This window comes from Acrocarpospora macrocephala (genome assembly GCF_009687865.1).
Classification (GTDB): Bacteria; Actinomycetota; Actinomycetes; order Streptosporangiales; family Streptosporangiaceae; genus Acrocarpospora; species Acrocarpospora macrocephala.
Map to the genome: position 1 here is coordinate 20,811 of NZ_BLAE01000040.1, position 24,385 is coordinate 45,195.

A 24,385-nucleotide genomic window follows, 5' to 3' on the forward strand; every position below is an offset into this window, starting at 1 on the left:
GATTTCACTTTATAGTGCTATGCCATGGACGTATTCCGTCCTGCGTGCTAAACCTGAAGGTGCGCGGCGGATGGAGCGTCGATGACCGGAACCCACTGGCAGGGCATCCTAAATTCGGTCCGGCAGGCCAATGATCTCTATGGCCTGATTCCGGCGGCGGAACCCGTGGCCGTGGCATTCTCCGGGGGTAAGGATTCGCTTATCCTCGCGCTGGTCCTTCGTGAACTCGGCGTTCCGGTGATCTGCGTCTCGATCGATATGGGCTATGAATCCGGCTGGGGCGGCCGGATCATGGAAATGGCATCCCGCGCCGGACTGCCGGTTGACGTCGTCGATGTCAGAGCGGGCCCGGCCGTGGCGGTCCGGGACCGTACCACGATTCGAAGAAGTCTTTCCGTTCTCGATGTCATCCAGGCCGGTGCGACACCCTGCACGCATTGCTACAACGTCAAGGTGCTGGCGCTGGAGAGCCGGGTCCGCGCGCATGGCGCGTCGGTGGTGGCCTTTGGGCATCACCGTACGGATGCCCTGGCTTCCCTGCTCAAGGAAGCGCTGATGCACATCGATAGATGGGATGAGGGCAACTCGGTATTCGTCCGCGACAACTTCGCCGCGCTTGTCGAAAGATTCAGAGTCGAGACAGTCGCGGGTGGAGCCGGTGGGAGACTTCTCGACCGGATCACTGAGCTCGTCCATACTGACCTGGTCGATACGGACGAGCCCCCGAGGCAACCGCTCAACAGGGACAATCCCGGCGTGCAGATTATCCGTCCGATGTTCTTCGTGGACGAGAAATCGATCATTGAAATCATCGCCGAACGTGATATTAAGACTGAAGGGTCCGGTTGCTCGCACGGGTTGGCCGCTAACTACCTGACACCTCGGGAGATGGTCCACTATGGTGTCCTGCGACATGCCTCCGGTCGATGGCTGAACGGCCACCTGGAACAGCTGTTAATGCATGGAATCGACGAATACGGGCGAGCTCGCCTGGCGGCACGGCGTCATCGAGCGGCGTTGCTCGGGGCGCGATACAAACCCGGTCTCAACAAGCCTTAGGAATGCCATGGTCACCCTGACAATCTGTGGCAGCGCCAGGCACCGCGCAGCCATTCACCAGACGGGTCGGTTACTTGGAGACGCCGGCTTCGTCGTTCTCACCCCGCCGCTGCATCGCATCGACGAACTGACCGCCGGTCAGCCGGCCGAGGCCAAGGAACTCGCCTGGAAAGGCGCGACTTTCGCGCATCTCAACCGGATCGTGAAGGCCGACGTGGTCTTCATCGTCAACCCGGACGGCTACCTCGGATCCAGCACAACCCTCGAATTAGGGTATGCGGTGGCCCTGGGCAAGCTTGTCGGCGCGATGATGCCGGACGCGAACGAGCTCGCCCGAGGGGTTCTCTTTGATCTGGTGCTCCATTGCAAGGAAGTGGACCTGGCGGTGGCGGAGCTGACGAACCGTCTCAGCCCCATGGCCGGTAAATGGCCAAGGACATAGGCGCCGCGCTCGCCGACCAGTGGAATCGGGCGCATCAGGAAACCGCCAGCACGGACGAGTTCTGGCCGCTCATGCGAATCCTGTCGGACGCGGGTCTGGTCACGGGTGACGAGCAGTCCCTGACCACGCTCCAACTCGGGCCGTTCCGCATCGCCGCCACCCCGTACGAGAGAGCGACCCGCGACTTCCTTGACGTGTTGCTGCCCTCCCTCGTCGTGGGCGCCGCCGACGGCGTGCCGTTGCATGGGGTGATCGCCGGGACGCTCACCGCGGGCACGCGGTGCTTCGTCGAGCTGCTGCGGCGTGGGGTCGTCTTCGGGCGTTCACCGGCGGATCGGGTGCGGTGGGCCGTGCTGATCCACATCAAGGAGCATCGTCCGACAGCCGATGATCTGGCCGACGCGCACCATGGCGCCGACATCCCGGCGGTCCTGACCTGGCTGACCGAAGCAGGACTCGTCGTGTGCGGTCCCGATGGTTCCTGGGAAAGCCTCGCGTGACACCCGATGGTCGCCGCCGCCACCTTTTTGCTGACAGATGGCGACGGCGCGGTGCTGGGCGTGGCCTTTCCCGCGCCGGTCCTCGACGCCCAGCGTACGGGAAGCTTCCTGCTCACCGCCGCGCACTGCGTCCGTTCGTTGTTCGACGGGCGGAAGCGGGTCCGAATCCGCACTGCGGGGGGACAGTGGAGCGAGTGCACGATACTCCTGTGCACGTCAGATGACGTCGCGCTGCTCCACCATCCGGAATGGTTGGCGGACCCGCGTCCCTGCTTCGCCGACCACGCTCCTGGAGCGGTGTCGATCCGGGGTGCGCCGGCCGGTGTCACGACCGAGCAGGCCACCTTCGTCGGCCGGCTGGCCGGGGTCGAGGACGGACTCCTCGATATCGTGCTGCAGGACCTCACCCTTGTGGAACGCCGTGATCTCCCCGTCCATGGCGGGCCCAGCGCCACCTATCGTGCGCTTCGCGGTCTATCGGGAGGGCCGGTATGGCGAACGGGAGAGGACGGCGTATCTCGGGTCATTGGCCTGGTCACCCACCGGAACACCTCGGGAATCGCCAATCGGATCTACGGTATTCCGATCGACCGGGTCGCTGCCATCTTGGCGAGGCGAGATGTGACCCTGCAGCTGACCATCCAGATCGCCCATGTGGGCATGGATCGTCAGATGCTGACCGGGCTTATCGGCGACCTGATTAATGACGCGGACGGAGCCCTGAAGCTCTGGTCTCATCTGTCTGGTCTGTTCTACAAGGGCGAACCCATCGACAAGGTCCTTGAGGCCATGCTGGCTGAGCCGCAGCGCCACCGCGTGAATGACGATCTCCCCCGGGCCCGTCTGGAGTATGTCTACGGTCGCCTCCTGCTCAAGCGGGATAACGGGCAGAAGGGACTCACACTCATTCATCAGGCCAGGTCACGGGTGCGGCGCGCCGACCCCGCCGACCGAGAGGGCCTGGGAGCCCTGATGGACCTCAGATTTCTCCTGGAGGATGCCCAGCGTGGGAGCAGGCCCGTGCGGGCCCATGCCTACCTCATGGAAATGGCCATCGACCGGGTTGGCCAGATCGATGCCATGCCTGATGAGCGTAGAGCGTACGAGATCGCGTCGGCGGCTGGGCGCGAGGCCGTGCTCGCCTACCTCGAACACCCTCCGCCCTGGTCCCATGATGATCCGACACGCGCCTACTACTCCCGGCTCAAGTCTCAGCACGCCTCTCTTCTGCACAAATACGGTATGGCTCTCCGCGACAAGCAGGAGATCGTGCAGATTGGTCTTGCGGTGGTTCCAGCGATATGGGACCTGACTTCGGGGGCCATGGCGGAGGTCAGAGACCTGATGGAGCTCGGCAAAGTCGCCGCCACTCAGCGGTCGAATGCCATCTTCTACGCCCAGATGCTGCTAATCGAGATTGCACTGGCTCGCGCGGAAGGCCGCGATCTTCATGCGTATACGCTAGCCTGCTTGACCACACAGGCATTGAGAAACGCTGGCCTGCTGCTGACGCACGAGGGCATCGCGGCCATTCTCCGATATGTGAGGACCGCTGACCCTGCACTGTACAGGTTTATCAATATGGTTCACCATCTTGGCATCAGAAGGGGGATTGAGCTGGCGAAGATCAGGTCTGGTGGAGAAAGGAGCATGATCGAGGACGCGGGCCGGATCGCCGAACTCTACGCTGACCAGGTGCGGGATATCAAAGGCATCATGACGCTTCGGCTGGACGCTCTGGAATAGAAGGAGAGGATCATGGCAATCAAGGTCTATCTGGCCGGGCCGTTCACCGCTGTGGCTGACTCAGCCGCTGGCGTCATCGACGCGGACTCGCCTTGGCGGCGCATTCTCGAGGCCACGGAACGCGCACTCGGCGACAAGGGCTGGGGCGTGTTCCTCCCGCACCGGGACGTCAGCCGCTGGGGTCTGCGGGACGCCGCTCCGGAAGAAATCGCCACCGAGTGCCTGGAAGCCGTGCTGGCCAGCGACTGCGTCATCGCCGTGCTTGGCGAGAGCTTCGGGACCCATGTCGAAGTGGGCACCGCCATCGGCCGCAGCATTCCCACGATCATCATCGACGCCGCAGGCGAGGCGGGTTCCTTCTTCGGGAAGGCGGTCATGGCCTCCTCCCTTGTCACCTGCATCCGACTCGACAGCCTGCAGGAACTGCCTGCGATCGTGGCGAGCGAACGGTTCGATCACGCAGTGCGGTCAGCGGGGGTGCACTCTGACGGTTTGCGTGATGTCGGCTAAGCGACCTCACGGAGGAGGTACGTCACCAGGCCGGTGATGGAACTTCGCAGGCTCTCCATGGAACCTGAATTGTCGATCACCCAGTCGGCTGGAATCGCAGCGAGATCGAGTTCGGTGACGTGGCTCGCCGAACCGAGAGAGAGGTCGCCTCGGCTCCGGCGCCGGAGCAGGCACACGCTCTCGGGGGAGATGACCCGGATAATCGAGAAGCCCTGAGATCGCATGAACTCGAAATCGGGGAAGCGCATGTCGTCGCAGACGATATTAATTAGAAAGTCGTGATCTGGATAGCCGCAGCGGTGTGTCGCCTGGTCGGCGGCTATGCGGCTGTCTATGGGACGGGTTTCTGGTTAATAAGACCTGGTCCGGAGGTCAGGCGATGGGTGCGCTGAATTTCGTTCAGCCGGGCCGAGAATCGATCCTGGAGCACCATTGAGTTGATCTTCCGCATGTAGTGACCGAGGAAGTTCAGCAGTTCCCCGTCCTTGCGATAGAAGTGGTCGAGTTCCCGGCCGGCGCAGCGATATACGGCAGATTGTGCCTCGTAGAGTGGATCTGCGAGCTTTATGAGCGAAAAAGGAAGCTTTCCGGATTCGCAGAAGCGATGAACGATCTGCGCCGCTGTACTCTTCCCGGCCCCTGGTGCTCCACATAAAGCGATCTTGAAGAATTCCGCCATGCTCCACCTTCCGAACCAATCTGAGCATACGATGAGATGCCCGAGTTGTGGCGGAGGGAAATAGACGAAAATCCTCGGGACTGCCGGTATTTCAATTTTCGGATACGGTCGAATGCGAGTGGACCCGTACTAGATCGTGTCAGAAGTGCCAGGGAAACGGGCTCCAGTCGGGGGCGCGCTTCTCCAGGAAGGAGTCCCGGCCCTCGGCCGCCTCCTCGGTCATGTACGCCAGCCGGGTCGCCTCCCCCGCGAACACCTGCTGCCCGACCAGGCCGTCGTCGATCAGGTTGAAGGAATACTTGAGCATGCGCTGCGCGGTCGGGCTCTTGCCGTTGATCTTGCGCGCCCACTCCAGCGCCGTCCGCTCCAGCTCCTCGTGCGGCACGACCGTGTTGACCATGCCCATCCGGTGCGCGGCCTCGGCGTCGTACGTGTCGCCCAGGAAGAAGATCTCCCGGGCGAACTTCTGCCCCACCTGGCGGGCCAGGTAGGCGGAGCCGAAGCCGCCGTCGAAGCTGGCCACGTCCGCGTCGGTCTGCTTGAAGCGGGCGTGCTCCCGGCTGGCGATGGTCAGGTCGGCCACCACGTGCAGGCTGTGGCCGCCCCCGGCCGCCCAGCCGGGGACCACGCAGATCACGATCTTGGGCATGAACCGGATCAGCCGCTGCACCTCCAGGATGTGCAGGCGGCCGGTGGCGGGGGTGCCGTCCGCGTACTGGTAGCCGTCCTTGCCGCGGATGCGCTGGTCGCCGCCGGAGCAGAAGGCCCAGCCGCCGTCCTTGGGGGACGGGCCGTTGCCGGTGAGCAGCACGCAGCCGACGTCCGTGGTCATCCGGGCGTGATCGAAGGCCTGGTAGAGCTCGTCCACGGTCTGCGGGCGGAACGCGTTGCGGACCTCCGGCCGGTTGAAGGCGATCCTGACCGTGCCCTGATCGACCGCGCGATGGTAGGTGATGTCGGTGAACTCGAAGGCGTCCACCGGCTCCCACGCCTTGTCGTCGAACAGCTCAGAAACCATTCCCACTCCCCAATATCGTCCTGCCTGCACTCTAGAAGCTCCCCACGGCCTCGCGGACGCCGAAGATGTCGCGGACCGCACCCAGCTTGGCCTCGGTCTCCTGCCACTCGGCCGCCGGGCTGGAACCGGCGACGATGCCGCACCCGGCGAACAACCGCAGCTCCTGGCCGCTCACCCGGGCGCAACGCAGGGCGATGCACCATTCCCCGTCGCCCCGGGAGTCCTGCCAGCCGACCGGGGCGGCGTACCGGTCCCGGTCCAGGCACTCCAGGGAGCGCAGCAGTTCCCGCGCCTGGTGGGTGGGCGTGCCGCACACGGCGGCGGTCGGATGCAGCCGCCCCGCGAGGGCGAGCGCGTCGGTGTCGCCGCTCAGCGTGCCGGTGATCATGGTGGCCAGGTGGGTGACGTTGGCCAGCCGGAGCACGTGCGGGGTGGGCACGTCCAGGGTGTCGCAGTACGCCTCCAGGACGGCGATGGCCGAGTCGGCGGCCAGCGAGTGCTCCACCGAGTTCTTGGGCGTGACCAGGTTGTGGGCGCCGCCCGGCCAGGCCGTACCGGCTAGCACCAGGGAGGTGATGTCGCGGCCGTGCCGGCTGGCCAGCAGTTCGGGGGACGCGCCGACCAGGCCGTCCACCGCGAAGGACCAGCAGGAAGGGAAACGTTCGGTCAGGCGGGCGAGGGCGGTGCGCGGGTCGAAGGGACTCGCCAGGCGGCCGCGGAGGTCCCTGGCCAGCACCACCTTCTCCAGCCGGTCGGCCTTGATGTCCTGGACGGCCTGGGTGACCGCGCTGTGCCAGCGGGCCCTGGCCCCCGGTTCAGGGCGCCAGTCGACGTGCGGCAGCGGATCCCAGGGGACGCGGGGCAGCTCCTCGGGGTCGCCGACCGTGGTCTTCCAGGCGATCCCGTCCCGGCGGCCGATCACCACCCGGGGCACGATCAGCACGGATTTTCCCGGGCCGTCGTCGAAGGTGAAGCTGCCGAAGACGATCGGGCCCGAGCCCGGGCGCTCGACCTCGTCGCTGATCCGGCTGACGGCCGTGAACCGCCGCCACCAGCGGCGGGCCAGGTCGAAGCGGTCGGGACCGGAGATCTCGAGCCGGGCGGCCTCTCCCCAGGCCACCATCCCGTCGCCGCCGCGCAGCCATAAGGTGGCTCCGGCGTGCGGCGCGACCTCCAGTAATGAGCCGGGATCGTCGATCTTGACGGTGCGGACCAGCTCCATCAGGCCGCACCTCCCGCCGGGCGGCGCGCGTGCACGCTGTGCACGGTGAAGGAGACCGCGCGGAAACCGGGCTCGGCCATGAGCTTCCGGACGCCGGTGAGCTGGGCGGAGGTCATGCCCGCGGCCAGCAGCTGGGCTTCCAGGTGGTGGCTGTTGCTGATCAGCAGGCCGAGGCCGGGCGAATCAGGACCCCATACCTCGGTCTTGCAGGCCGGGTCCACGTTGGTGAAGCCCGCCTCGGCGACCGCCTGGGCAACCGACCTGCCCCAGGTCGGGTCGGCCCCGACCGCGTCCAGCACGGTGGCCAGCGTGGTGAGGTAGGTCTCGTAGAGTTCCCGCGCCTGCTCGTCCGGCGTGAGTAGCGCGGGCCAGTGGGTGATGTCGATCTCGTCGAGCTGCAGCCAGCCGCCCGGGCGGAGCGCCCGCAGCAGGCGGGCCAGCACGTGCTGCCGATCCGGCAGGTGGCTGAGCACCAGCCGGGCGTGCACCAGGTCGAAGCCCGCGTCCGGCAGCGGATCATGGACGATGTCGTGGCGGGTGACGGTGAGGCCCGGATGGGCGGGGATGAGGCCCGGCTTGATGTCCGTGGCCAGCACGCTGCCCTGGGGCGCGACCCGTTCGGCCAGCCAGCGGGCGACGCTGCCGCCGCCCGCGCCGATCTCCAGGCAGTGCCACCCCGCGGTCACCCCGGTGCGGGCGAGACGCTCGAAGGTCAGCGGATCGAGCAGGTCGGCCAGACATCGGTGCTGGTCGGCCGAGTGAGCTCCGTCGTTGTCGAACACGTAGTGCGGCTTGGTGGCATGCGCCAACTGGGTCTCCCCCGAAAGAAGCAGATGGACCAGTTCCGCATGCTAGACAGTCGTTACTCTGAGTAAGTATCTCGACACTCGCGACTTGGCCGGTTTCTCAGGAAGTGCGGATTCCCCGCCGGAAGACGGCCGCCGGGCGCTGGAGCAGGCGGTGGTCCTTGGTCGGGTCGCCGGCGACCGCGAGCAGGTCGGCGTCGAAGCCGGGGGCGATCCTGCCCTTGCGGTCGTCGACGCGGCAGGCGCGGGCGGCCAGGCTGGTGAACGAGCGGAGGACCTCGGTGGGGGTGCACCCGGCGAAGTCGACCAGCATCTCGCCGCCGTAGGGGAGGATGCCGTGCGGCTTGACCGGGCCGATGCCCGCGTCGCTGCCGCCGATGATCTGGACCCCGGCCGCGTGCAGCAGGCGCATGCCCTCGGCCAGCCCGGGAAGGCGGCGGGCGATCACGGGCGGCGGGTTGAAGCCAGGCAGCACGCCGACCGTCAGCGAGGCGAAGATCCCGCTTTCAGCCAGCCGGGCGATCAGCTCGCGGTCGGGGCTCACGCCGTCCTCGGTCAAGAAGGAGACATGTTCGATCGAGTCGAATCCCGCGTCGAGCGCGGCGGCGATGCCCACGGAGGCGTGCGCGTGGCCGGTGATGGGCAGGCCGTGCAGGTGCGCCTCCTCGGCGGCGGCGCGAATCTCGGCGGGGGTGAACTGCAGCAGGTGGGAGTGGGTGCCAGGAGTCATCTCGCCACCGGTCACCATCATCTTGATGGCTTTCGCGCCGCGCGCGGCTCTTTCCCGTACGGCTTCGCGGATGCCTTTCTCGCCTTCGGCCTCGCCGCCGAGGAACCAGCAGTGACCCCGGGGTGAGGTGATGGGCGCTCCGGCCGAGAGGATCTCGGGGCCGTCGGTGAACTCCTGGGCCAGTTTGATGGCCAGGTAGTCCTTGTCGCCCAGGTCGCGGATGGTGGTCACCCCGGCGGCCAGGTGCAGTTGCGCGGCCGTACGCATGCGCTCGTAGAGGCCGTCCTCGTCGAGGTGGCCGATGGGGTCGAGGCTGGCGTCGAAGGCGAGGTGCACGTGGGTGTCGATCAGGCCGGGCAGGAGGGTCACGTCGCCCAGGTCGAGGGCGTCCTCGGCGTCGTCGAGGAGCGCGATGATCCGCCCGCCGTCCACGACCACCGCCCGCGAGTGGATCAGGTTGTGTCCGTCGAAGATGCGCTGCGCGCGAATGGTTTGCATGTGATCGATTGCACTGCGGGTCGGGGGGCTGGGGCATGAGTACCCCCGTACTCGAAACGGGTCTTGACGGCTGGTGAACTGTAAATAAAGCTTACTAATTAACAGTCTGGGAGGCGCTTGTGACCCGGTTCGCGCGTGTTTTCGTGGCAGTGCTTCTGGCCAGCACCGCAGTGATCGTGCCCGCGTCGGCGCCGGCGGTGGCGGCCACGATGGCGGATGTCGTACCGGTGCCGGTGAGCATGCAGCCGTCGGCGGCGACCTACACGCTCCCGTCGGGGGCGAGCATCTTCACCCAGGCGGGATCGGCCGATGTCGGGACTTATCTGGCGGGTATTCTGCGGCGTTCGACCGGGTACGCGCTGCCGATCGCGAGCGCCGGATCGGGTGAACCCACCAGTGGCATCTCCTTGCTGCTCAGCGGTGCCGACCCGAGCGTGGGCGCGCAGGGATACCAGCTCGACGTGACCGCCGCCACCGTGGTGCTACGGGCGCAGACGGCGACCGGCCTGTTCAACGGGGTCCAGACGCTGCGGCAGCTGCTGCCGCCGGAGATCGAGAGCACGACCGTGCGCCCGGGGCCCTGGACGGTTCCCGGGGGCAGGATCGTGGACTATCCGAGGTTCCCCTACCGGGGCACGATGCTCGACGTGGCGCGGCACTTCCACCCGGTGGCCACGATCAAGCAGCACATCGACCGGATCGCGCTCTACAAGATCAACTACTTACACCTGCACCTGTCCGACGACCAGGGCTGGCGGATCGTGGTGGACTCCTGGCCCCGGCTGGCCACCTTCGGCGGCAGCACCCAGGTGGGCGGCGGCCCCGGCGGGTACTACACGAAGGCGCAGTTCCAGGACATCGTCGCGTACGCCGCGGCCCGGCACATCACGATCGTGCCCGAGATCGACATGCCGGGGCACACCAACGCCGCGCTCGCCTCCTACGCCGACCTCAACTGCAACGGCGTCGCCCCCGCGCTCTACACCGGAACCGCCGTCGGGTTCAGCTCGCTCTGCACGACCAAGGAGATCACCTACACCTTCGTCAACGACGTGCTGACCGAGCTCGCGGCGCTGACGCCCGGGCCGTACCTGCACGTCGGCGGCGACGAGGCGGACGCGACCTCAGCCGCCCAGTACGCCACCTTCATGAACCGGGTGCAGCCGCTGGTGACCGGCAAGAACAAGGCCGTCATGGGCTGGCACCAGATCGGCGCCTCGGCCGTGCAACACTCGGCGAACCGGATCGTGCAGTACTGGGGCACCACCACGTCCGACTCGCTGGTGAGCACCGCCGTCTCGCGCGGCGCGAAGGTCGTCATGTCACCGGCCAACAAGGCCTACCTCGACATGAAATACACCAACGCCACCCCGATCGGGCTCAGCTGGGCGGGCCTCATCGAGGTGCAGACCGCCTACGAGTGGAACCCCGGCGCCCACCTGAGCGGCGTGCCCGCCACCGCCGTCCTCGGCGTCGAGGCCCCGATGTGGACCGAGACGATCGTCACCGAGGACCACATCGAGTTCATGGCCTTCCCCCGCCTGCCCGCCATCGCCGAACTCGGCTGGTCCCCGTGGTCCACCCACAACTGGACGGCCTTCCGCGCCCGCCTGGCCGTCCAGGGCCCGCGCTGGACGATCATGGGCATCGACTTCTACCGCTCCCCCCAGATCGCCTGGCCCACATCGGGCACGACCGTCCGGTACGAAGCCGAGAACGCCGCCATCACCCAGGGCGTCGTCGAGTCCAACCACGCCGGCTACTCCGGCACCGGCTTCGTCAACTACGACAGCGCCGTGGGCAGCAGCGTCCAGTGGACGGTCACCGCCCCCACCGCGGGCACGGCCACCCTCCGCCTCCGCTACGCCAACGGCACCACGGCCAACCGTCCCATGGACATCACCGTCAACGGCACCTTGGTCGCCGACGAGTTCGCCTTCACGGGCACCGGCGCCTGGACAACCTGGCAGACCAGGACGCTGACGGTGACGCTACCCGCCGGAACTTCCACCATCCGGGCCACAGCCACCACCGCGAGCGGCGGCCCGAACGTCGACTATCTCGAAGTGCAACGTTGAGTTCTTGCGGTGTTGATCTCGTAAGATTGCGTTGAGATTTCCAACTATTGCACTCATGTATCGGATCCTGTCACGATGGGGATCCGAGCCTTTCTGGCGCGCGGTTCACGCGTCCTGATCCGCGCCCCCTCACAGAGGAGTGCGCGTGGAGATCTCACGTCGGGGGTTCTTGGCCTCCGCGGTGACCGGATCCGCCCTGGCGGCGGCGTCGACGACCGGAGTGCTGGCGACGATGGCCGGCGCGGCGAACGCGGCGAGCCCGCCGGGGGACGTGGTCGGGAAGATCACGGTGGGCTATCAGGGGTGGTTCGCCTGCAAGGGGGACGGCGCGCCGATCAACGCCTGGTGGCATTGGAGCGGCAACAACAACCAGGTGCCGCCGTCGCCGGGCAACAACACCATCGTGGCCTGGCCCGACATGCGGGAGTACACCAACAGCTACGTCACCGCGTACTCGAACCTGAACAACGGGCAGCCCGCCACGCTGTTCTCCAGCTGGGACCAGCAGACGGTCGACACCCACTTCCGCTGGATGCGGGAGAACACCATCGACACGGCCGCGTTGCAGCGGTTCAACCCCAACGGCGCCGAAGGTCCCACGCGGGACGCCATGGCGCAGAAGGTCCGGCAGGCGGCCGAGGCCAACACCGTCAAGTGGTACGTCATGTACGACCTCACCGACTGGCTGAACATGCAGTCGGAGGTGAAAACCGACTGGCTGACCAAGATGTCGGCCCACGTCGCCTCCCCCATGTACGCCAAGCAGAACGGCAAACCCGTCGTCGGCCTCTGGGGCTTCGGCTTCAGCGAGCCCAGCCGCCCGTTCGCCCCCGGCCCCTGCCTGGACGTCGTCAACTGGTTCAAGGCCCAGGGCTGCTACGTGATGGGCGGGGTCCCGACGCATTGGCGGCAGGGCATCAACGACTCCCGCCCCGGCTTCATCGACGTCTACAACGCCTACGACATGATCTCGCCGTGGATGGTCGGCCGGATCAGGAACGTCGGCGAGGCGGACAACCACTACACCAACCTGCTCGTGCCGGACCAGGCGCACTGCAACGCGCGCGGCATCGACTACCAGCCGTGCGTGCTGCCTGGCGAGGTCACCGCCCGGCACCGCGCGCACGGCGACTTCATGTGGCGGCAGTTCTACAACGTCATCCGGGCGGGCTGCCAGGGCATCTACATCTCCATGTTCGACGAGTTCAACGAGGGCAACCAGATCGCCAAGACCGCCGAGACGCTGGCGACCGTGCCGGCCAACTCGGGCCTGCTGGCCCTGGACGAGGACGGGACGGCCTGCTCGTCGGACTACTACCTGCGGCTGACCGGCGACGGCGGGCGCATGCTGAAAGGCCAGATCGCCCTCACGCCGGTACGGCCCACCGTGCCGATGATCATCGTCGACCCCAACCCGAATCTGGCGCGCGGGAAGTCGGTGACCGCGAGCAGCACGAACCCGGGCTACCCCCCGTCCAATGCCGTCGACGGCAACGCCGGTTCGTACTGGGAGAGCCTGAACGGATTCCCGCAGTGGATCCAGGTGGACCTCGGGTCGACGGCGAACATCGGCAGGGTGGTGCTCAAGCTGCCGCCACAGCCCGCCTGGGGGACCCGCAACCAGACCATCCAGGTCCAGGGCAGCACCAACGGCACGACCTACACGAACTTCGCGGGCCCGACCGCGTTCACGTTCAACGCGGCCACCGGAAATATGGTGACCATCAATATCCCGTCCGGGACCGCGCGATATGTCCGGCTCAACTTCTCCGGGAACACCGGCTGGCCCGCCGCGCAGCTCGCCGAATTCGAGGTGTACGGCACGACGGTCATCGGCGAGAACGAGCCGCCCACCGTGCCGGGCAACCTCACCCTGACCGGCAAGACCGCCACCAGCGTCTCCCTGTCCTGGAGCGCCTCCACCGACAACGTGGGCGTGGTCGGCTACGAGGTCAGGCAGAACGGCACCGCCGTGGCCAGCCCGACCGGCACCTCCACCACCATCACCGGCCTCACCCCGGCGACCGCCTACAGTTTCACCGTCGTCGCCCGTGACGCGGCCGGGAACACCTCGCAACCGTCCTCCCCGCTGAACGTCACCACTGACGCCGCGCCCAACGTCAACCTGGCCCGCGGCAAGCCCACCGCTGAGAGCAGCCACACCCAGAACCTGGGCTCCGGCAACGCGGTCGACGGCGACGCCGGTTCCTACTGGGAGAGCGCCAACAACGTGTTCCCGCAGTGGATCCAGGTCGATCTGGGGGCTGCCATCACGGTCGGCAGGATCGTGCTCAAGTTGCCGCCGCCGTCCGCGTGGCAGACGCGTACCCAGACGTTGTCCGTTCAGGGCAGCACGAACGGCTCCTCGTTCAGCACCATCGTGGGTTCGGCGGGATACGTCTTCAACCCGACCACCGGCAACACCGTGACGATCACGTTCGCGGGCACGTCCACCCGCTACGTGCGGCTGAACATCACCGGCAACACGGGCTGGCCGGCCGGCCAGCTGTCGGAGTTCGAGGTCTACCAGTCCTGAGGCGCTTATTACCCGCCGCTGACCGGCGCCGCGATCGGCGCCGGTCGGTGGCGTACCATGATCGCCTTCATGGTGCAGGCCAGGACGCTGGGCGCCGGCGTGATCGTCGCCGCCGCGCTGACCATGCTCGGGCCGGGCGGTTCGGGCGGGTCGTCGCAGCCCCCTCAGGTTGATCTGCTGGCGCGGACGCAGGAGTATCTGCGCGCGCATCCCGGCGACGCGAGAACCTGGGCGTCGCTCGGCAACCTCTACGCGGAACGGGCCCGGCGGACGGGTCAGAGCGCGTACGTGCCCAAGGCCGAAGGCGCGCTCCAGGAAGCCACCCGGCTGGATCCCGGCAACCTGGACGCCATTGTCGGTCTGGGCGCCGTGGCCAACATCAAGCACGACTTCGCGAAGGGCTACGCCTGGGGGATCAAAGCCCGGCGCGCCGACCCGCGCCGGGCCTCCACCTACGCGGTGCTCTTCGATGCCGCCATCGAGCGCGGCCAGCCCGCCCGCGCTGAGCGGGCGCTCGACCGCCTGATGGCCCTGCGCGCCGACGTGGCCACCTTCACCCGCGCCGCCCGCATGTACGAGCTGCGCGGCCGGCCCGCCCGAGCCGTCGGCGCACTGCGCCGGGCCGCCGACACGGCCGTCGACCCGGTGGACGTCGCCTTCTGCCACCACCGCCTGGGCGAACTGCAGACCGACCCCGCCGCTGCCCTCCGCTCCTACGAGCAGGCCCTCCAGGCCGACTCCGGCTACGCGTACGCGCTGGCGGGCCGCGCCAGAGCGCAGGCCGCGCTCGGCGCGACCGCCGAAGCCGCGGCGAGCTACCAGGCCGCCGTCAACCGCCTGCCCGCCCCGGCCTTCCTGCTGGAGTACGGCGAGCTCCTCCTCAAGCTCGGCCGGGACCGGGAGGCGCAGGCCCACTTCGCCATGGTGCGCGCCACCGGCGACCGGCTCGCGATCGGCCGCTACGAGACCGGCCACGGCGACCCCGAGACCGCGGTCCGGCTGCTGCGCGCCGAGTGGCGGCAACGCAAGACGCCCGAGGTCGCCGACGCCCTCGACCGGGCGCTGCGGCATGCGGGGCGCACCCAAGCCCGTCACCTGGCGGAGATTAAAAGCATTAATCAGAAACCCGTCCCATAGACAGCCGCATAGCCGCCGACCAGGCGATTCACCGCTGCGGCTGACCAGATCACGACTTTCTAATTAATATCGGAGGAACGCGTGAAACGCAGCAAGCTAGTCTTGCCGGCCGTGGTCACCACGGCGACCGTGGGGGCGATGACCTGGGGCGTGCTGGCCGGGCCCAGCACGGGGACGAGCACGGCCGCCAGCCATGTGGACGCGCCGCGGCTGGTCCTGGATCCGCAGATGGATGGCTCGGACCTGTACGCCTTTGTCTGCCCGGATAGCCCGGACATGGTGTGCTTTGTCTCCAACTATGCCCCGATCCAGCAGTTCTCCGGACGGGGGTTCGCCACCGACGCGCGTTACGAGATCCATATTGATCAGCGGGGGACCGGCACCCCGGATCTCACCTATCGGTGGACGTTCGGGACGCAGGTGGGGGCCAGCCAGCCGTACAAGCTGGAGGAGATCCGGCCCGGAGAGCCGGTCAAGACGCTGGTGAGCAACGGGGTAGTGCCCCTCGCGGCCACCGGCGCGGGACGGCCGGAAGCGACCGTGGACCTGCCCGGCGGCGGCCGGACGCTCGCCGCGAAGGCGGCGGACTCGTTCTTCAGCAACGCCAAGACGGTGGGGCTGGCGATGACGGGGTCGCCGATCATCCCGCCGATCGACCTGATCAAGGTGCTGAACGGCAACGTCAACGCGATGGTGTTGCAGGTGCCGAAGGCCACACTGGCGTTGAAGGGGGATGCCACGCGCAATCCGGTGATCGGGATCTGGGCGACGGCCGGACGTCGCGGGCTGGATGGCAGATATCCGCAGATGTCGCGGATGGGCAATCCCGCCATGGACGTGGTGACCATGTTCACCATGGGGGAGACGTACAACTCGATGACCCCGGTCGAGGACCGGTACAACACGCGGCTGACCAACTTCGTGCTCAACCCGATCGGGCCGAGGCTGATCAAGGTGCACAACTGGAGCGTCAAGGTGCCCCCGGCGCCGCGCCGCGACCTGTGGCAGATCTTCTTCACCGGAGTGGCCACGTCCACCGGGCCGATCCGGGGCACGATCCGGGACGATCTCAACGCGCACGTCCTCAACCAGGACGTCGACCCGGCCGCCGTCATCCCGAGCGACCAGCTCCGGCTGAACATGAGCATCCCGCCCAGCAGCCACCCGAACCGTTTCGGTCTGGTGGAGGACGACCCTCAGGGTTACCCGAACGGCCGCCGCCTCGGTGACGACGCGCACGCCACGCTGGTCCGGATGCTGATGGGGGAGCCTGCCGGGCCCGGCTCGCCGTCGCTGATCACCGCGAACGAGAAGGTCACCGCGCCGACGGCCGCGGTCAGCCCGACGTTCCCCTACCTGGCGCCGCCGCACCGCTTCTAACGTTGGGAGATCCCGGCCGCCGCGCGGCGGCCGGGATCTCGTGTTTACGGCAGGTACTTGACGACCGCGTCCAGGTTGCCCAGCACCTGGCCGATCGGCGGCGTGAAGCCGCTCAGCCGCTTGACGGCCTTCGACCAGCCGGAATCCACGTAGAACGGCCACACGCGAGGCCCGACGCCGCCCTCAAGCGGGCGTGGCGTGGCGATGGTCGGCATGAACTCCAGCAGCTTGTACGTCCCGACCCGGAGCTCCGCCGACGGACCTCCGTTGACCGACATGTTGAAATAGACGCCGTCCACACGCAGGTAGAACCGCTCGAACGAGATGTTCTCCTTGGTCTTGTCGTTCACCATCCGGAACCCGCCCGGGTAGAAAACGCCACGGCACGGGTCGATATGGTCCTGCTGCCAGCCGATCGGCATGAAGATGCCGGTGTTGCCACGCTTGACCTGGACTGGCGTGATGCCCTCCAGCCGGATGCCGTTGCGGTTCAACTGCTCGACGGTCGCGGGGCCGAAGTCGAAGTCGGCCTTCCCCCACGGGCCGAAGTACGGCAACTGGAAACAGCGCGACGCGGCGGATGTCGTGGCCGCTTGGGCCGGCGTCATCGCGGGCGTGAGAAGAAGGAGCGCAGCCCCGGCCAGAACGGTCGATATACGCATGGGATATTTCCTTCGCTTGGAGAATCAACCTTGATCTTGATTCCCGGGCGAAGGCGAGCCGGTGGCTGATCTTGGTAAAGATCCCGTGATCAGCGGTCGGCCAGTCGGAGTTCGGTCAGGTAGCGCTTGACGATCCGGCCGCCGTACTTGTTGTCGATGAGGTCGGCGATGCAGCGCAGGAGTCCGGCTCTGGCCGGGGCCGGCAGGGCGATATGGCCGGAGTAGGTGGTCAGGACGTCGAGGTAGGCCTGGGTGGTGTAGGGCTGGTCCCATTCGTACCGGTGGAAGCGGGCGGGGCCGAAGTCGGGGGACGCGTCGATCTCGGCGCGATCCGTGGGGATTTCGGCGGAGGGTCGCAGGCGCAGGCCCGGTGGGGTGTCGGGGTCGAAGCGCAGGTAGCACTCCTGGGCGTCGGCGAAGAACGCGGTGGTTCCGCCGAATACGTGGTGGGTGGCGATGGTGGCCAGCGTTCCGCCCGGGCGCAGGGCTTGTGCGGCCTTGGCCACGCGGATGTCCGGGTCGATCCAGTGAAATGACGTCGCGGCCAGGACGAGGTCGAAAGGCTCGGGTGGCAGCGGCCAGGTCTCGAAATCGGCGGTGATGATTTCTACTTGAGGGAATCGGGAGAGTTTACGCCTGGCGACGTCGGCCAATTGTTCGCCCAATTCGATCGCGACGATGGGTCGGCCGCGTCTGGCCAGTGGTTCGGTGGCCTGGCCGGTGCCGCAGCCGATTTCGAGCACGCGCCCGGTGGGCAGCTGGTCGAACAATTCAGCTGGATAGCCTGGCCTGACACGGTCGTAGAGTTCGGCGTCGGTGTTGAACGTGTGCCGCAATGTCGTCCGGGCTTCGGCCATCGCAGCAGATTAACGCGGGCGGGCCGATGCGGAAACCCGCCCGCGTTAGCTCTCAGGCCGGGGAGCCCATCCGCGCGTTGCGGGCCATCCGGGAGTCCATGTCCGTCTTGGACTTGCCCATCATGTCGTGCTTCCCGTCCATGCTCTCTTCGATCCGGAGGGCGATCCCGAGCGTGAAGAAGGTCGGCGCCCACTGTCCGATGAAGATCCCCCAGTGGTCGGCGCGCCCCATGCCGACGTCGCCCGCGGCCCTGGAGAGCAGCCAGGACGCCATCGAAAGCCCCATGGACGCGAAGCCGGCGATGTACATGTGCTGGGAGGTGAGACCGTTCTCACGAATCTTATTGATCATCTGGCATCCCCCTCTTGTTGATCGGACTCTGCCCGGCAGAACCACCAGGAATCCCGACATAAGTAGACAAATATGGCGATTTTGCACCAGCTTGGTGTCGGGCGCGGCGGGCACCGCCAACTCTGCGGCATATCTTCGCCAAGCCGGTCAGGTGCTCGGGGCTGGGCCGATCATGCGTCAACGCCAGTGCCGCTCGGATGAAACGGGCGATGGCTGTGCCGTGCCGTACCGCAAAATCCCAAAAAATCGCCAATTACGGCGTTGCTAGCTTGGGCCGTAGGAACTACGTCCCTTGGGGGAGGACTCATGGGGAAAGTCACGGTTGGGCGGGAGAACAGCGACGTCATCAACATCCACTTCGAGGACCACGGGGCGGGGCGGCCGGTGGTGCTGATGCACGGGTACCCGCTGGACGGCCGGGCCTGGGAGAAGCAGGAGCGCGTGCTGCTGCGGGCCGGATACCGCGTGATCACCTATGACCGGCGCGGGTTCGGCAAATCCAGCCAGCCCACCACCGGCTACGACTACAGAACCTTCACCGACGATCTCAAGGCGGTGCTCGACCACCTCGAACTGGACGAAGTCGACCTGGTCGGCTTCTCCATGGGCACGGGCGAGGTGGCGCGGTATATCGGCACGTACGGCTCGGAGCGGGTCGGCCGCGCGGTGCTCATCGGGGCACTTCCGCCGTTCCTCCTGCAGACCGGCGACAACCCCGAAGGCGTGGACGGAAAGGTGTTCGACGCCCTCAAGGAGGCGATCGTGCACGACCGGCCCGCCGCCATCAAGGAGTTCCTCGACAACTTCTACAACGTCGACGTCTACCGGGGCACCCGGATCAGCGACGAGGCCTGGCAGAACAGCTTCAACGTGGCGGTCCTCGCGTCTCCCTACGCGGCGTACGCCTGCATCGACGCCTGGCTGACCGACTTCCGGCCGGACCTGCTCAAATTCGACGTGCCGACCCTGCTCATCCACGGCGAGGAGGACCGAATCCTGCCCTACGCCAACACCGCCGCCCGGCTGCCTGGCCTGATCAGGGACCTCACCTTCGTCACGATCGAGAAGGGTCCGCACAACGTGCCCTGGACCCACCCCGAGGAGGTCAACCGGGCGCTACTCGACTTCCTCGCCCGCTGACGCTTTCCGCGCGTACCGGACCAGCCGGTGCTTTAGGTCGGGGTATGCCGGACCGTGGGTCGCAGAGGTGTTTGCCCAGGTAGAGCAACTTGTGGGGAGAAATATGCGGTGGAAGACTGGGACTGACGTGAGGGGGAACGTCATGATCGAGGTCAAGAGCATCGAAAAGCCGGACGAGCGCCGCGATTTCCCGCTGGGGCACCTGGAAGTATGCAACCTGACCGGCCTGAGCTTCGGTGTGGCCACCTTCGAGCCCGGATGGTGCTGGTCCGAATCGGTCAAGTCCATCGCGGGCACGGAACTCTGCGAGACCCGCCACAACGGCTTCGTCGTCACCGGCCGCATGCGCTTCCGCATGAACGACGGCACCGAAGCAGAAGTCGGCCCCGGCGACGTCTTCGTCTGCCCCCCGGGCCACAACGCCTGGGTGGTCGGCGACGAACCCGCCATCGTGTACGACTTCGCGGGCGGCGCCGCCGAATACGCAAAGGCAACGAACGCCTGAGCATTAGCTGCTCGGCAGGAAGATTGGCGCGACCACATTATTCGGCGGCGAATACGACCGGCGAGATCCCGTCCCGCCGGTCCCGTCGAGCTGCGTCTCAGAGGAATGTCACCACGCACGGAACGCCATTGAGCGTGACCCCGGTCGGGTTGGCGTTCACCCCGGTATAGGTGGCCGTGAAGCCCATCCCATGGGAAGCGCCGGGAGCGATGGACGCGTACCAGGTGGGATTGGTGGCCTGCACGCTCGGCGGTGTCTGGGACCAGACCCCACTCCACGACGAGATGACCTGCTGGTCGCCAGAGAAGACGAACTGCAGGATCCACGGGCTGAACGTAATGGTCCCCGTATTGCTCACGGTCAGCGCCACCACGAATCCCGTGCCCCAGTCGGTGGCGTCGTAGGTCACCGCACAGCCGTACGCCGCCGAACTCGCCGTGGCCGCGGGCGTGCCCGCGCCGACGAACAGCGGTAACGCGAGGGCGACCGCGGCTACCCGCGCGATCGTGGATTTCAGCGACCTCATGGCACGCCTTCCTGTTGATGAGCGATCCGCTGTGAGCGTCCGATCCCCTTTGGACCGCGTCAACGGACATCCCTCGCCCGCCATTCGCCGCGCAGTTCACCGGAGCCTCCGGCCTGAAGATTTCAGGCGGGATTGCTCATCGCCGGGGAGATCCCAGGCGCGCCCGTGATCGGCGAGCTGATCCCCCGTGGGGACCGTGCGATTGTCGTGAGATGACGCATCGCCCCAGGTCACACGCCGAAACTTTGCCTTGGTTCGGGACGTTGTGGCCAGACATCGCCGTTCTTTGACTAGAAGGGGGTGAGCACCTCACATTCGGGGGGTCGCATGTTGAGCTGGTACCGATCATCATCGTTTCGGGCGCGTAGGACACTTGCGGCCGGGGCTCTCGTGGCGCTGGTCTGCGTCGGGGTCAGCTTTCTGTTCCTCCTGTTCGCGGGTGCCAAGGAGGCGGACAGGGCCCGGGATCGGGCCACCGGGGCCTGGAGCCGGGTGGTGCCCCTCATCAGGGAAGGCCCCCTTCCCGCCGTGCTGGAGAAGGGCAGGGTCGAGGCGATTCAGGTCCTGAACGCGCATGGCCGGCCGGTCGCGGCGACCCGGGGGCTCGTCGGCAAGCCGCCGATGGCCACCTTCCTCCCGGCCAGCAGCAACGTGCGCGCCGCGCGGGTGTTGTGCCCTCCGGCGGGCTTGAAGGGCTGCATGACCGTCGTGTCGTACAAGGTGTACCAGCCGGATGGGATCTGGCCGCTCTACATCGCGGTCCCGATCGTCCCCTGGTACGGCGACGTCACCGCGCTGCTCCTGGCGGTCTGCGTGTCCGTGGTGGTGACCACGATGATGACCGCGTGGGTGTTCCGCGATCTCACCAAGGTGGTGACTCCGATGAACGCCATCCGTACCGAACTGGCGGAGATCACCGCCACCCGGCTCGATCGCCGGGTCCCGGTGCCCCAGTACGGGAGGTATTCGGAGCTCAAGTGCCTGGCCGAAACGGTGAACGGCACCCTGGACCGGCTCGAAGGCGCGTACAAGCAGCTGCGGCAGTTCACCTCGGACGCCTCCCACGACCTGCGCAGCCCGATCACCGCGATGCGGGTGCAGCTGGACGATGCGCTCATGTATCCGCGGGACACCGACTGGCCGAAGATGACCAAGGAGGTGCTCGCCGGGCTCGACCGGCTTCAGGCGATCGTGACCGACCTGCTGACCCTCGCCCGATTGGACGCGCATGCCCCGCTCAGCCGTGAGGTGACCGATCTGAGCGAGCTGGCCGGTGCCGAGGTGAAGCGCCGGGCCTACCGGGTGGAGATCGTCAAGGATCTCCAGCCGAACGTGCTCATCGACTGTGACCGGCTGCGGGTCACGCGGGTGCTGGTCAACCTGCTCGACAACGCCGAACGTCACGCCACCTCAAAGGTCACCGTCAGCGTGCGAGCCGAGGGATCGGCGGCGATCCTGGAGGTGGTCGACGACGGTGCCGGAATAGCTCTCGAACACCGGGAGATGGTCTTCGAACGATTCACCCGGCTGGACGCCTCGCGCGATCGGGACTCGGGGGGAACCGGGTTGGGGCTCGCGATCGCGCGGGAAATCGCCGAGGCGCACGGGGGCACGTTGACCATTCAGGACAGCGAGCGAGGGGCGCGTTTTGTCCTGCGTGTCCCCGTACACGGGGCTGTCAGCCCTGCTTGAGCGGCACCGCGATGTCGACGACCTGCTGCTTCGCCGGGAAGGCTCCCAGCGATGAGGCGCGGCCGGTGAGCAGGTCCACGGTGTAGAAGCGGTAGCCGCCGGAGACCTTCAGCGTGGCGAAACCGCGGTTGCTCCCACGGCTGCTGAAGATATCGAAACCGGTGCCGCCGGAAGCCGTCACGCCCAGTTTGCCGGTCGGGGCCAGCGAGCCCGCGTTGGCCGGAGACTGGATGCTGACCTGGTCGGCGCCGAGGTCGAACAGGGTGGTCGCGGTGGCGGGGTTCAGGTCGTTGTTGGTGTAGGCCGCGCCGGAGACGCCGGTCGCCGTCGCGCCGGTGGTGGCCGGGGGCACGGGCGGGTTGGTGAGCGTGCCGTCGGTGGCGGTGGTGCCGGCGGCGGGCGCGCCCATGGGGTCGTCGATGTTGTGCCGGAGGTTCTGCCCGGTGTCGCTGATCACCCGCAGCCGGTTGGCGGCCGGGTTGAAGTCGACGCCGAAGTTCTTCCCGGTCAGGGCGACCGTGAGCTGGGAGACCTTGGTCGCCTTGGCGGTGGTGGGGCTGACGACGTAGACGCCCCCCTTGTCGCCGACGCCGTAGAGCTTGCCGTTCTGCACGCGGTAGTCGATGCCGACCAGCTTCCCGTCCCCCTTGAGCGCCGTGACCTTGCCGATCACGAAGGTGGAACCGGGGCTGCCGGCCTCGAAGATGACCAGTCGCTGCGTGCTGGTGAGTCCGATGACCTTGATGCTGTCGCGGCTCGCGCTCGCGGGTGCTGCGGCGACGGTGACCGCCGCCAGCGCGAGCAGGCCGGTGGCCAGAGTCCTGCGCATGTCCGTGCTCCTTTGCATGAGTGAAATCGAGGGCGACACCTCTCATTCGGCGCGGTACGGCATGCGGATTGCCAGCGGGAGCCTCCAGGAACGAGAAACCTGGTGTCACGGTCGTGCTGGTAGGAAGAAGGAGGCCATGACCGCGAGGATGCTCACCCCGGCGCAGACCGCGAAGCCCGTGGAGAAGGCCAGGCCGCTCCCTTCCGACAGGACGAGCGCGATGACGGCGGTGCCGAGGCTGCTGCCGACGGTTCTGGCGATGCTGTTGACGCTCGTCGCCTCACCGGTGTTGCCCGCGGGGACGGCGTCGATGATCGCGTTGGGCATGGCCGCGAACGCCAGGCCGATGCCCGCGCCGGTGAGTGCCCCGGCCGCCAGGATCTGCCAGGCCTCCTCGTGCGCGAAGGTGAGCAGCACGAACGCGCCCGCGACCGCCGCGGCCCCGGCGACCATCGGCGGCCGGGGCCCGTGACGGCGCACCAGCACACCGGCCAGCGGCCCGGAGACCAGCATCGTCAGCGTCGTGGGCAGCAGGAACAGGCCGGCCTCGGTGACGGTCACGCCGAACCCGCCGTCCGGCAGCAGGAGCAGGGCCGGCACCAGCAGGAACGTGCCGAACATCGCGAACCCCAGCAGCAGGCTGACCAGGTCGGCGGCCCAGACGCCCCGGGGCCGCAGCAGCCGCAGGTCGATCAGCGGCTCGCGCGTCCGGCGTTCGACCCGGACGAACAGCGGCAGCGTGAGCAGCCCCGTGCCGAGCAGCGTGAGGGTCGCCGGGTGCCCCCAGCCCCAGTCGCTGGCCTTGCTGATCGCCAGTAGCAGGGCCACCAGCGACACCGAGAGCAGCGCGGTGCCCGGCAGGTCGAGACGGCCGGGCGAACGCCGCCCCCGACCGGGCACCCCGGCGGCCGCTCCGGCCAGCGCGACGGCGATGACGATCAGGGAGAACCAGAACAACCAGTGCCACGACAGGTGGTCCACGACCGGCCCCGCGGCCACGATGCCGACCCCCGCGCCGACCCCGACCATCGCCGACAGCAGCCCGATGACGACGCTGACCCGCTCACGCGGCAGCTCGTCCCGCACGATGCCGATGGACAGCGGCATGATCGCCCCGGCCGCCCCCTGAAGGGCACGCGCCACGACGAGCGTCGCGAGGTCCGTCGCCAGCGCGGCCAGCAGCGTCCCGGCCGCCAGCAGCCCGAGCACGGCCAGCAGCACCATGCGTTTGCCCATCATGTCGCCGAGCCGGCCGAGGACGGGCGTCAGCACCGAGGCCGACAGCAGATAGGCGGTGACCACCCAGCTAGCGTCGGCAGTGGAGACGCCCAGGTCACGGGCGATGGCCGGGAGCGCAGGGGCGACCAGCGACTGCAGCACCGAGAACGCCAGCCCGCCCAGCGACAGGGACAGCAGCATGACCGCGGACCCGGAACGGGGCCGTGCCCTCTCGCCGAAGTCAAGCATGCGCCGTCACCCCG

The 24,385-nt window shown here is 67.5% G+C and carries 24 protein-coding genes; 12 read left to right on the top strand and 12 right to left on the bottom strand.

What is annotated here, in order from left to right; genetic code table 11:
• Window positions 1–81: 81 nt before the first annotated feature.
• Genes Amac_RS31990 through Amac_RS32010 form a run of 5 tightly spaced genes read left to right on the top strand, consistent with a single transcriptional unit; the run spans window position 82 to window position 4,257 of the window.
• A complete protein-coding gene (locus tag Amac_RS31990; protein ID WP_155358146.1) occupies window positions 82–1,059 on the top strand; it encodes an adenine nucleotide alpha hydrolase family protein in 978 nt (325 codons plus the stop codon).
• Between the two features lie 7 nt (window positions 1,060–1,066).
• On the top strand, window positions 1,067–1,501 hold the full coding sequence (locus Amac_RS31995) for a nucleoside 2-deoxyribosyltransferase (protein ID WP_155358147.1): 435 nt from the start codon (window positions 1,067–1,069) through the stop codon (window positions 1,499–1,501).
• Entirely contained in the window at window positions 1,486–2,001 is a 516-nt protein-coding gene (locus Amac_RS32000; RefSeq protein ID WP_155358148.1) for a hypothetical protein, read from the top strand. The genes Amac_RS31995 and Amac_RS32000 overlap by 16 nt, the downstream gene beginning before the upstream one ends.
• Window positions 2,002–2,007: 6 nt before the next feature.
• Window positions 2,008–3,747 (top strand): trypsin-like serine peptidase, encoded by a 1,740-nt coding sequence (locus tag Amac_RS32005; RefSeq protein ID WP_155358149.1) that lies wholly within the window; start codon window positions 2,008–2,010, stop codon window positions 3,745–3,747.
• Between the two features lie 12 nt (window positions 3,748–3,759).
• On the top strand, window positions 3,760–4,257 hold the full coding sequence (locus Amac_RS32010; RefSeq protein WP_155358150.1) for a hypothetical protein: 498 nt from the start codon (window positions 3,760–3,762) through the stop codon (window positions 4,255–4,257).
• On the opposite strand, the gene Amac_RS32015 is transcribed toward Amac_RS32010, so the two are convergent.
• The 6 genes from Amac_RS32015 to Amac_RS32040 all read right to left on the bottom strand — a co-directional run bounded on the left by Amac_RS32015 (window position 4,254) and on the right by Amac_RS32040 (window position 9,210).
• The gene (locus Amac_RS32015; protein WP_155358151.1) at window positions 4,254–4,505 is read right to left on the bottom strand and encodes a nucleoside/nucleotide kinase family protein; all 252 of its coding nucleotides are present in this window, start codon (window positions 4,503–4,505) and stop codon (window positions 4,254–4,256) included. The genes Amac_RS32010 and Amac_RS32015 overlap by 4 nt on opposite strands.
• An 83-nt stretch (window positions 4,506–4,588) precedes the next feature.
• Window positions 4,589–4,936, bottom strand: coding sequence for an ATP-binding protein (locus Amac_RS32020; protein WP_155358152.1), 348 nt, complete (start codon window positions 4,934–4,936; stop codon window positions 4,589–4,591).
• A gap of 139 nt (window positions 4,937–5,075) precedes the next feature.
• Entirely contained in the window at window positions 5,076–5,954 is an 879-nt protein-coding gene (locus Amac_RS32025) for a 1,4-dihydroxy-2-naphthoyl-CoA synthase (RefSeq protein WP_155358153.1), read from the bottom strand.
• A 31-nt stretch (window positions 5,955–5,985) separates the two neighbouring features.
• The gene (locus tag Amac_RS32030; protein WP_155358154.1) at window positions 5,986–7,176 is read right to left on the bottom strand and encodes an isochorismate synthase; all 1,191 of its coding nucleotides are present in this window, start codon (window positions 7,174–7,176) and stop codon (window positions 5,986–5,988) included.
• Window positions 7,176–7,985, bottom strand: coding sequence for a class I SAM-dependent methyltransferase (locus Amac_RS32035; RefSeq protein WP_155358155.1), 810 nt, complete (start codon window positions 7,983–7,985; stop codon window positions 7,176–7,178). Before Amac_RS32035 ends, Amac_RS32030 begins: the two co-directional genes overlap by 1 nt.
• Window positions 7,986–8,082: 97 nt before the next feature.
• A complete protein-coding gene (locus tag Amac_RS32040; protein WP_155358156.1) occupies window positions 8,083–9,210 on the bottom strand; it encodes an amidohydrolase family protein in 1,128 nt (375 codons plus the stop codon).
• 143 nt (window positions 9,211–9,353) lie between these two features.
• Between Amac_RS32040 and Amac_RS32045 the strand changes: the two genes are divergently transcribed.
• From Amac_RS32045 to Amac_RS32060, 4 genes are all read left to right on the top strand, one after another.
• Window positions 9,354–11,288 (top strand): family 20 glycosylhydrolase, encoded by a 1,935-nt coding sequence (locus Amac_RS32045; RefSeq protein ID WP_281356367.1) that lies wholly within the window; start codon window positions 9,354–9,356, stop codon window positions 11,286–11,288.
• A 145-nt stretch (window positions 11,289–11,433) separates the two neighbouring features.
• Window positions 11,434–13,824, top strand: coding sequence for a galactose-binding domain-containing protein (locus Amac_RS57460; RefSeq protein WP_218041418.1), 2,391 nt, complete (start codon window positions 11,434–11,436; stop codon window positions 13,822–13,824).
• Between the two features lie 57 nt (window positions 13,825–13,881).
• Window positions 13,882–14,961, top strand: coding sequence for a tetratricopeptide repeat protein (locus tag Amac_RS32055; RefSeq protein ID WP_155358157.1), 1,080 nt, complete (start codon window positions 13,882–13,884; stop codon window positions 14,959–14,961).
• Between the two features lie 81 nt (window positions 14,962–15,042).
• A complete protein-coding gene (locus tag Amac_RS32060) occupies window positions 15,043–16,341 on the top strand; it encodes a DUF4331 domain-containing protein (RefSeq protein ID WP_155358158.1) in 1,299 nt (432 codons plus the stop codon).
• Between the two features lie 44 nt (window positions 16,342–16,385).
• Here the strand turns inward: Amac_RS32060 and Amac_RS32065 are convergent, their stop codons facing one another.
• The 3 genes from Amac_RS32065 to Amac_RS32075 all read right to left on the bottom strand — a co-directional run bounded on the left by Amac_RS32065 (window position 16,386) and on the right by Amac_RS32075 (window position 18,212).
• Window positions 16,386–17,003: a hypothetical protein gene (locus Amac_RS32065; protein ID WP_155358159.1), complete on the bottom strand. Its 618-nt coding sequence runs from the start codon at window positions 17,001–17,003 to the stop codon at window positions 16,386–16,388.
• An 89-nt stretch (window positions 17,004–17,092) separates the two neighbouring features.
• Window positions 17,093–17,860 carry a class I SAM-dependent methyltransferase gene (locus Amac_RS32070; RefSeq protein WP_155358160.1) on the bottom strand — a complete coding sequence of 256 codons (768 nt, stop codon included), beginning with the start codon at window positions 17,858–17,860 and terminating at the stop codon, window positions 17,093–17,095.
• Window positions 17,861–17,912: 52 nt separating this feature from the next.
• Window positions 17,913–18,212 (bottom strand): hypothetical protein, encoded by a 300-nt coding sequence (locus tag Amac_RS32075; RefSeq protein ID WP_307729781.1) that lies wholly within the window; start codon window positions 18,210–18,212, stop codon window positions 17,913–17,915.
• A 306-nt stretch (window positions 18,213–18,518) separates the two neighbouring features.
• Between Amac_RS32075 and Amac_RS32080 the strand changes: the two genes are divergently transcribed.
• Both Amac_RS32080 and Amac_RS32085 read left to right on the top strand, forming a co-directional pair.
• Entirely contained in the window at window positions 18,519–19,352 is an 834-nt protein-coding gene (locus Amac_RS32080; RefSeq protein WP_155358161.1) for an alpha/beta fold hydrolase, read from the top strand.
• 142 nt (window positions 19,353–19,494) lie between these two features.
• The gene (locus tag Amac_RS32085; protein WP_155358162.1) at window positions 19,495–19,857 is read left to right on the top strand and encodes a cupin domain-containing protein; all 363 of its coding nucleotides are present in this window, start codon (window positions 19,495–19,497) and stop codon (window positions 19,855–19,857) included.
• Window positions 19,858–19,954: 97 nt separating this feature from the next.
• On the opposite strand, the gene Amac_RS32090 is transcribed toward Amac_RS32085, so the two are convergent.
• On the bottom strand, window positions 19,955–20,383 hold the full coding sequence (locus Amac_RS32090) for a cellulose binding domain-containing protein (RefSeq protein ID WP_170322768.1): 429 nt from the start codon (window positions 20,381–20,383) through the stop codon (window positions 19,955–19,957).
• A 390-nt stretch (window positions 20,384–20,773) separates the two neighbouring features.
• Here Amac_RS32090 and Amac_RS32095 point away from each other — a divergent pair, with 390 nt between their 5' ends.
• On the top strand, window positions 20,774–22,075 hold the full coding sequence (locus tag Amac_RS32095; protein WP_246268862.1) for a sensor histidine kinase: 1,302 nt from the start codon (window positions 20,774–20,776) through the stop codon (window positions 22,073–22,075).
• Here the strand turns inward: Amac_RS32095 and Amac_RS32100 are convergent.
• Entirely contained in the window at window positions 22,062–22,904 is an 843-nt protein-coding gene (locus tag Amac_RS32100; protein WP_155358165.1) for a DUF4394 domain-containing protein, read from the bottom strand. The two genes, Amac_RS32095 and Amac_RS32100, sit on opposite strands and share 14 nt — an antisense overlap.
• A gap of 105 nt (window positions 22,905–23,009) precedes the next feature.
• Entirely contained in the window at window positions 23,010–24,371 is a 1,362-nt protein-coding gene (locus tag Amac_RS32105) for an MFS transporter (protein ID WP_155358166.1), read from the bottom strand.
• Between the last annotated feature and the right edge of the window lie 14 nt (window positions 24,372–24,385).

Excerpts from the sequence above, each read along its gene's own strand:
- Amac_RS31990 (WP_155358146.1), top strand. The coding sequence starts at position 82 with ATGACCGGAACCCACTGGCAGGGCATCCTAAATTCGGTCCGGCAGGCC.
- Amac_RS31995 (WP_155358147.1), top strand. The coding sequence starts at position 1,067 with ATGGTCACCCTGACAATCTGTGGCAGCGCCAGGCACCGCGCAGCCATT.
- Amac_RS32000 (WP_155358148.1), top strand. The coding sequence starts at position 1,486 with ATGGCCAAGGACATAGGCGCCGCGCTCGCCGACCAGTGGAATCGGGCG.
- Amac_RS32005 (WP_155358149.1), top strand. The coding sequence starts at position 2,008 with ATGGTCGCCGCCGCCACCTTTTTGCTGACAGATGGCGACGGCGCGGTG.
- Amac_RS32010 (WP_155358150.1), top strand. The coding sequence starts at position 3,760 with ATGGCAATCAAGGTCTATCTGGCCGGGCCGTTCACCGCTGTGGCTGAC.
- Amac_RS32015 (WP_155358151.1), bottom strand. The coding sequence starts at position 4,505 with ATGCGCTTCCCCGATTTCGAGTTCATGCGATCTCAGGGCTTCTCGATT.
- Amac_RS32020 (WP_155358152.1), bottom strand. The coding sequence starts at position 4,936 with ATGGCGGAATTCTTCAAGATCGCTTTATGTGGAGCACCAGGGGCCGGG.
- Amac_RS32025 (WP_155358153.1), bottom strand. The coding sequence starts at position 5,954 with ATGGTTTCTGAGCTGTTCGACGACAAGGCGTGGGAGCCGGTGGACGCC.
- Amac_RS32030 (WP_155358154.1), bottom strand. The coding sequence starts at position 7,176 with ATGGAGCTGGTCCGCACCGTCAAGATCGACGATCCCGGCTCATTACTG.
- Amac_RS32040 (WP_155358156.1), bottom strand. The coding sequence starts at position 9,210 with ATGCAAACCATTCGCGCGCAGCGCATCTTCGACGGACACAACCTGATC.
- Amac_RS32055 (WP_155358157.1), top strand. The coding sequence starts at position 13,882 with ATGATCGCCTTCATGGTGCAGGCCAGGACGCTGGGCGCCGGCGTGATC.
- Amac_RS32065 (WP_155358159.1), bottom strand. The coding sequence starts at position 17,003 with ATGCGTATATCGACCGTTCTGGCCGGGGCTGCGCTCCTTCTTCTCACG.
- Amac_RS32070 (WP_155358160.1), bottom strand. The coding sequence starts at position 17,860 with ATGGCCGAAGCCCGGACGACATTGCGGCACACGTTCAACACCGACGCC.
- Amac_RS32075 (WP_307729781.1), bottom strand. The coding sequence starts at position 18,212 with ATGATCAATAAGATTCGTGAGAACGGTCTCACCTCCCAGCACATGTAC.
- Amac_RS32080 (WP_155358161.1), top strand. The coding sequence starts at position 18,519 with ATGGGGAAAGTCACGGTTGGGCGGGAGAACAGCGACGTCATCAACATC.
- Amac_RS32085 (WP_155358162.1), top strand. The coding sequence starts at position 19,495 with ATGATCGAGGTCAAGAGCATCGAAAAGCCGGACGAGCGCCGCGATTTC.
- Amac_RS32090 (WP_170322768.1), bottom strand. The coding sequence starts at position 20,383 with ATGAGGTCGCTGAAATCCACGATCGCGCGGGTAGCCGCGGTCGCCCTC.
- Amac_RS32100 (WP_155358165.1), bottom strand. The coding sequence starts at position 22,904 with ATGCGCAGGACTCTGGCCACCGGCCTGCTCGCGCTGGCGGCGGTCACC.
- Amac_RS32105 (WP_155358166.1), bottom strand. The coding sequence starts at position 24,371 with ATGCTTGACTTCGGCGAGAGGGCACGGCCCCGTTCCGGGTCCGCGGTC.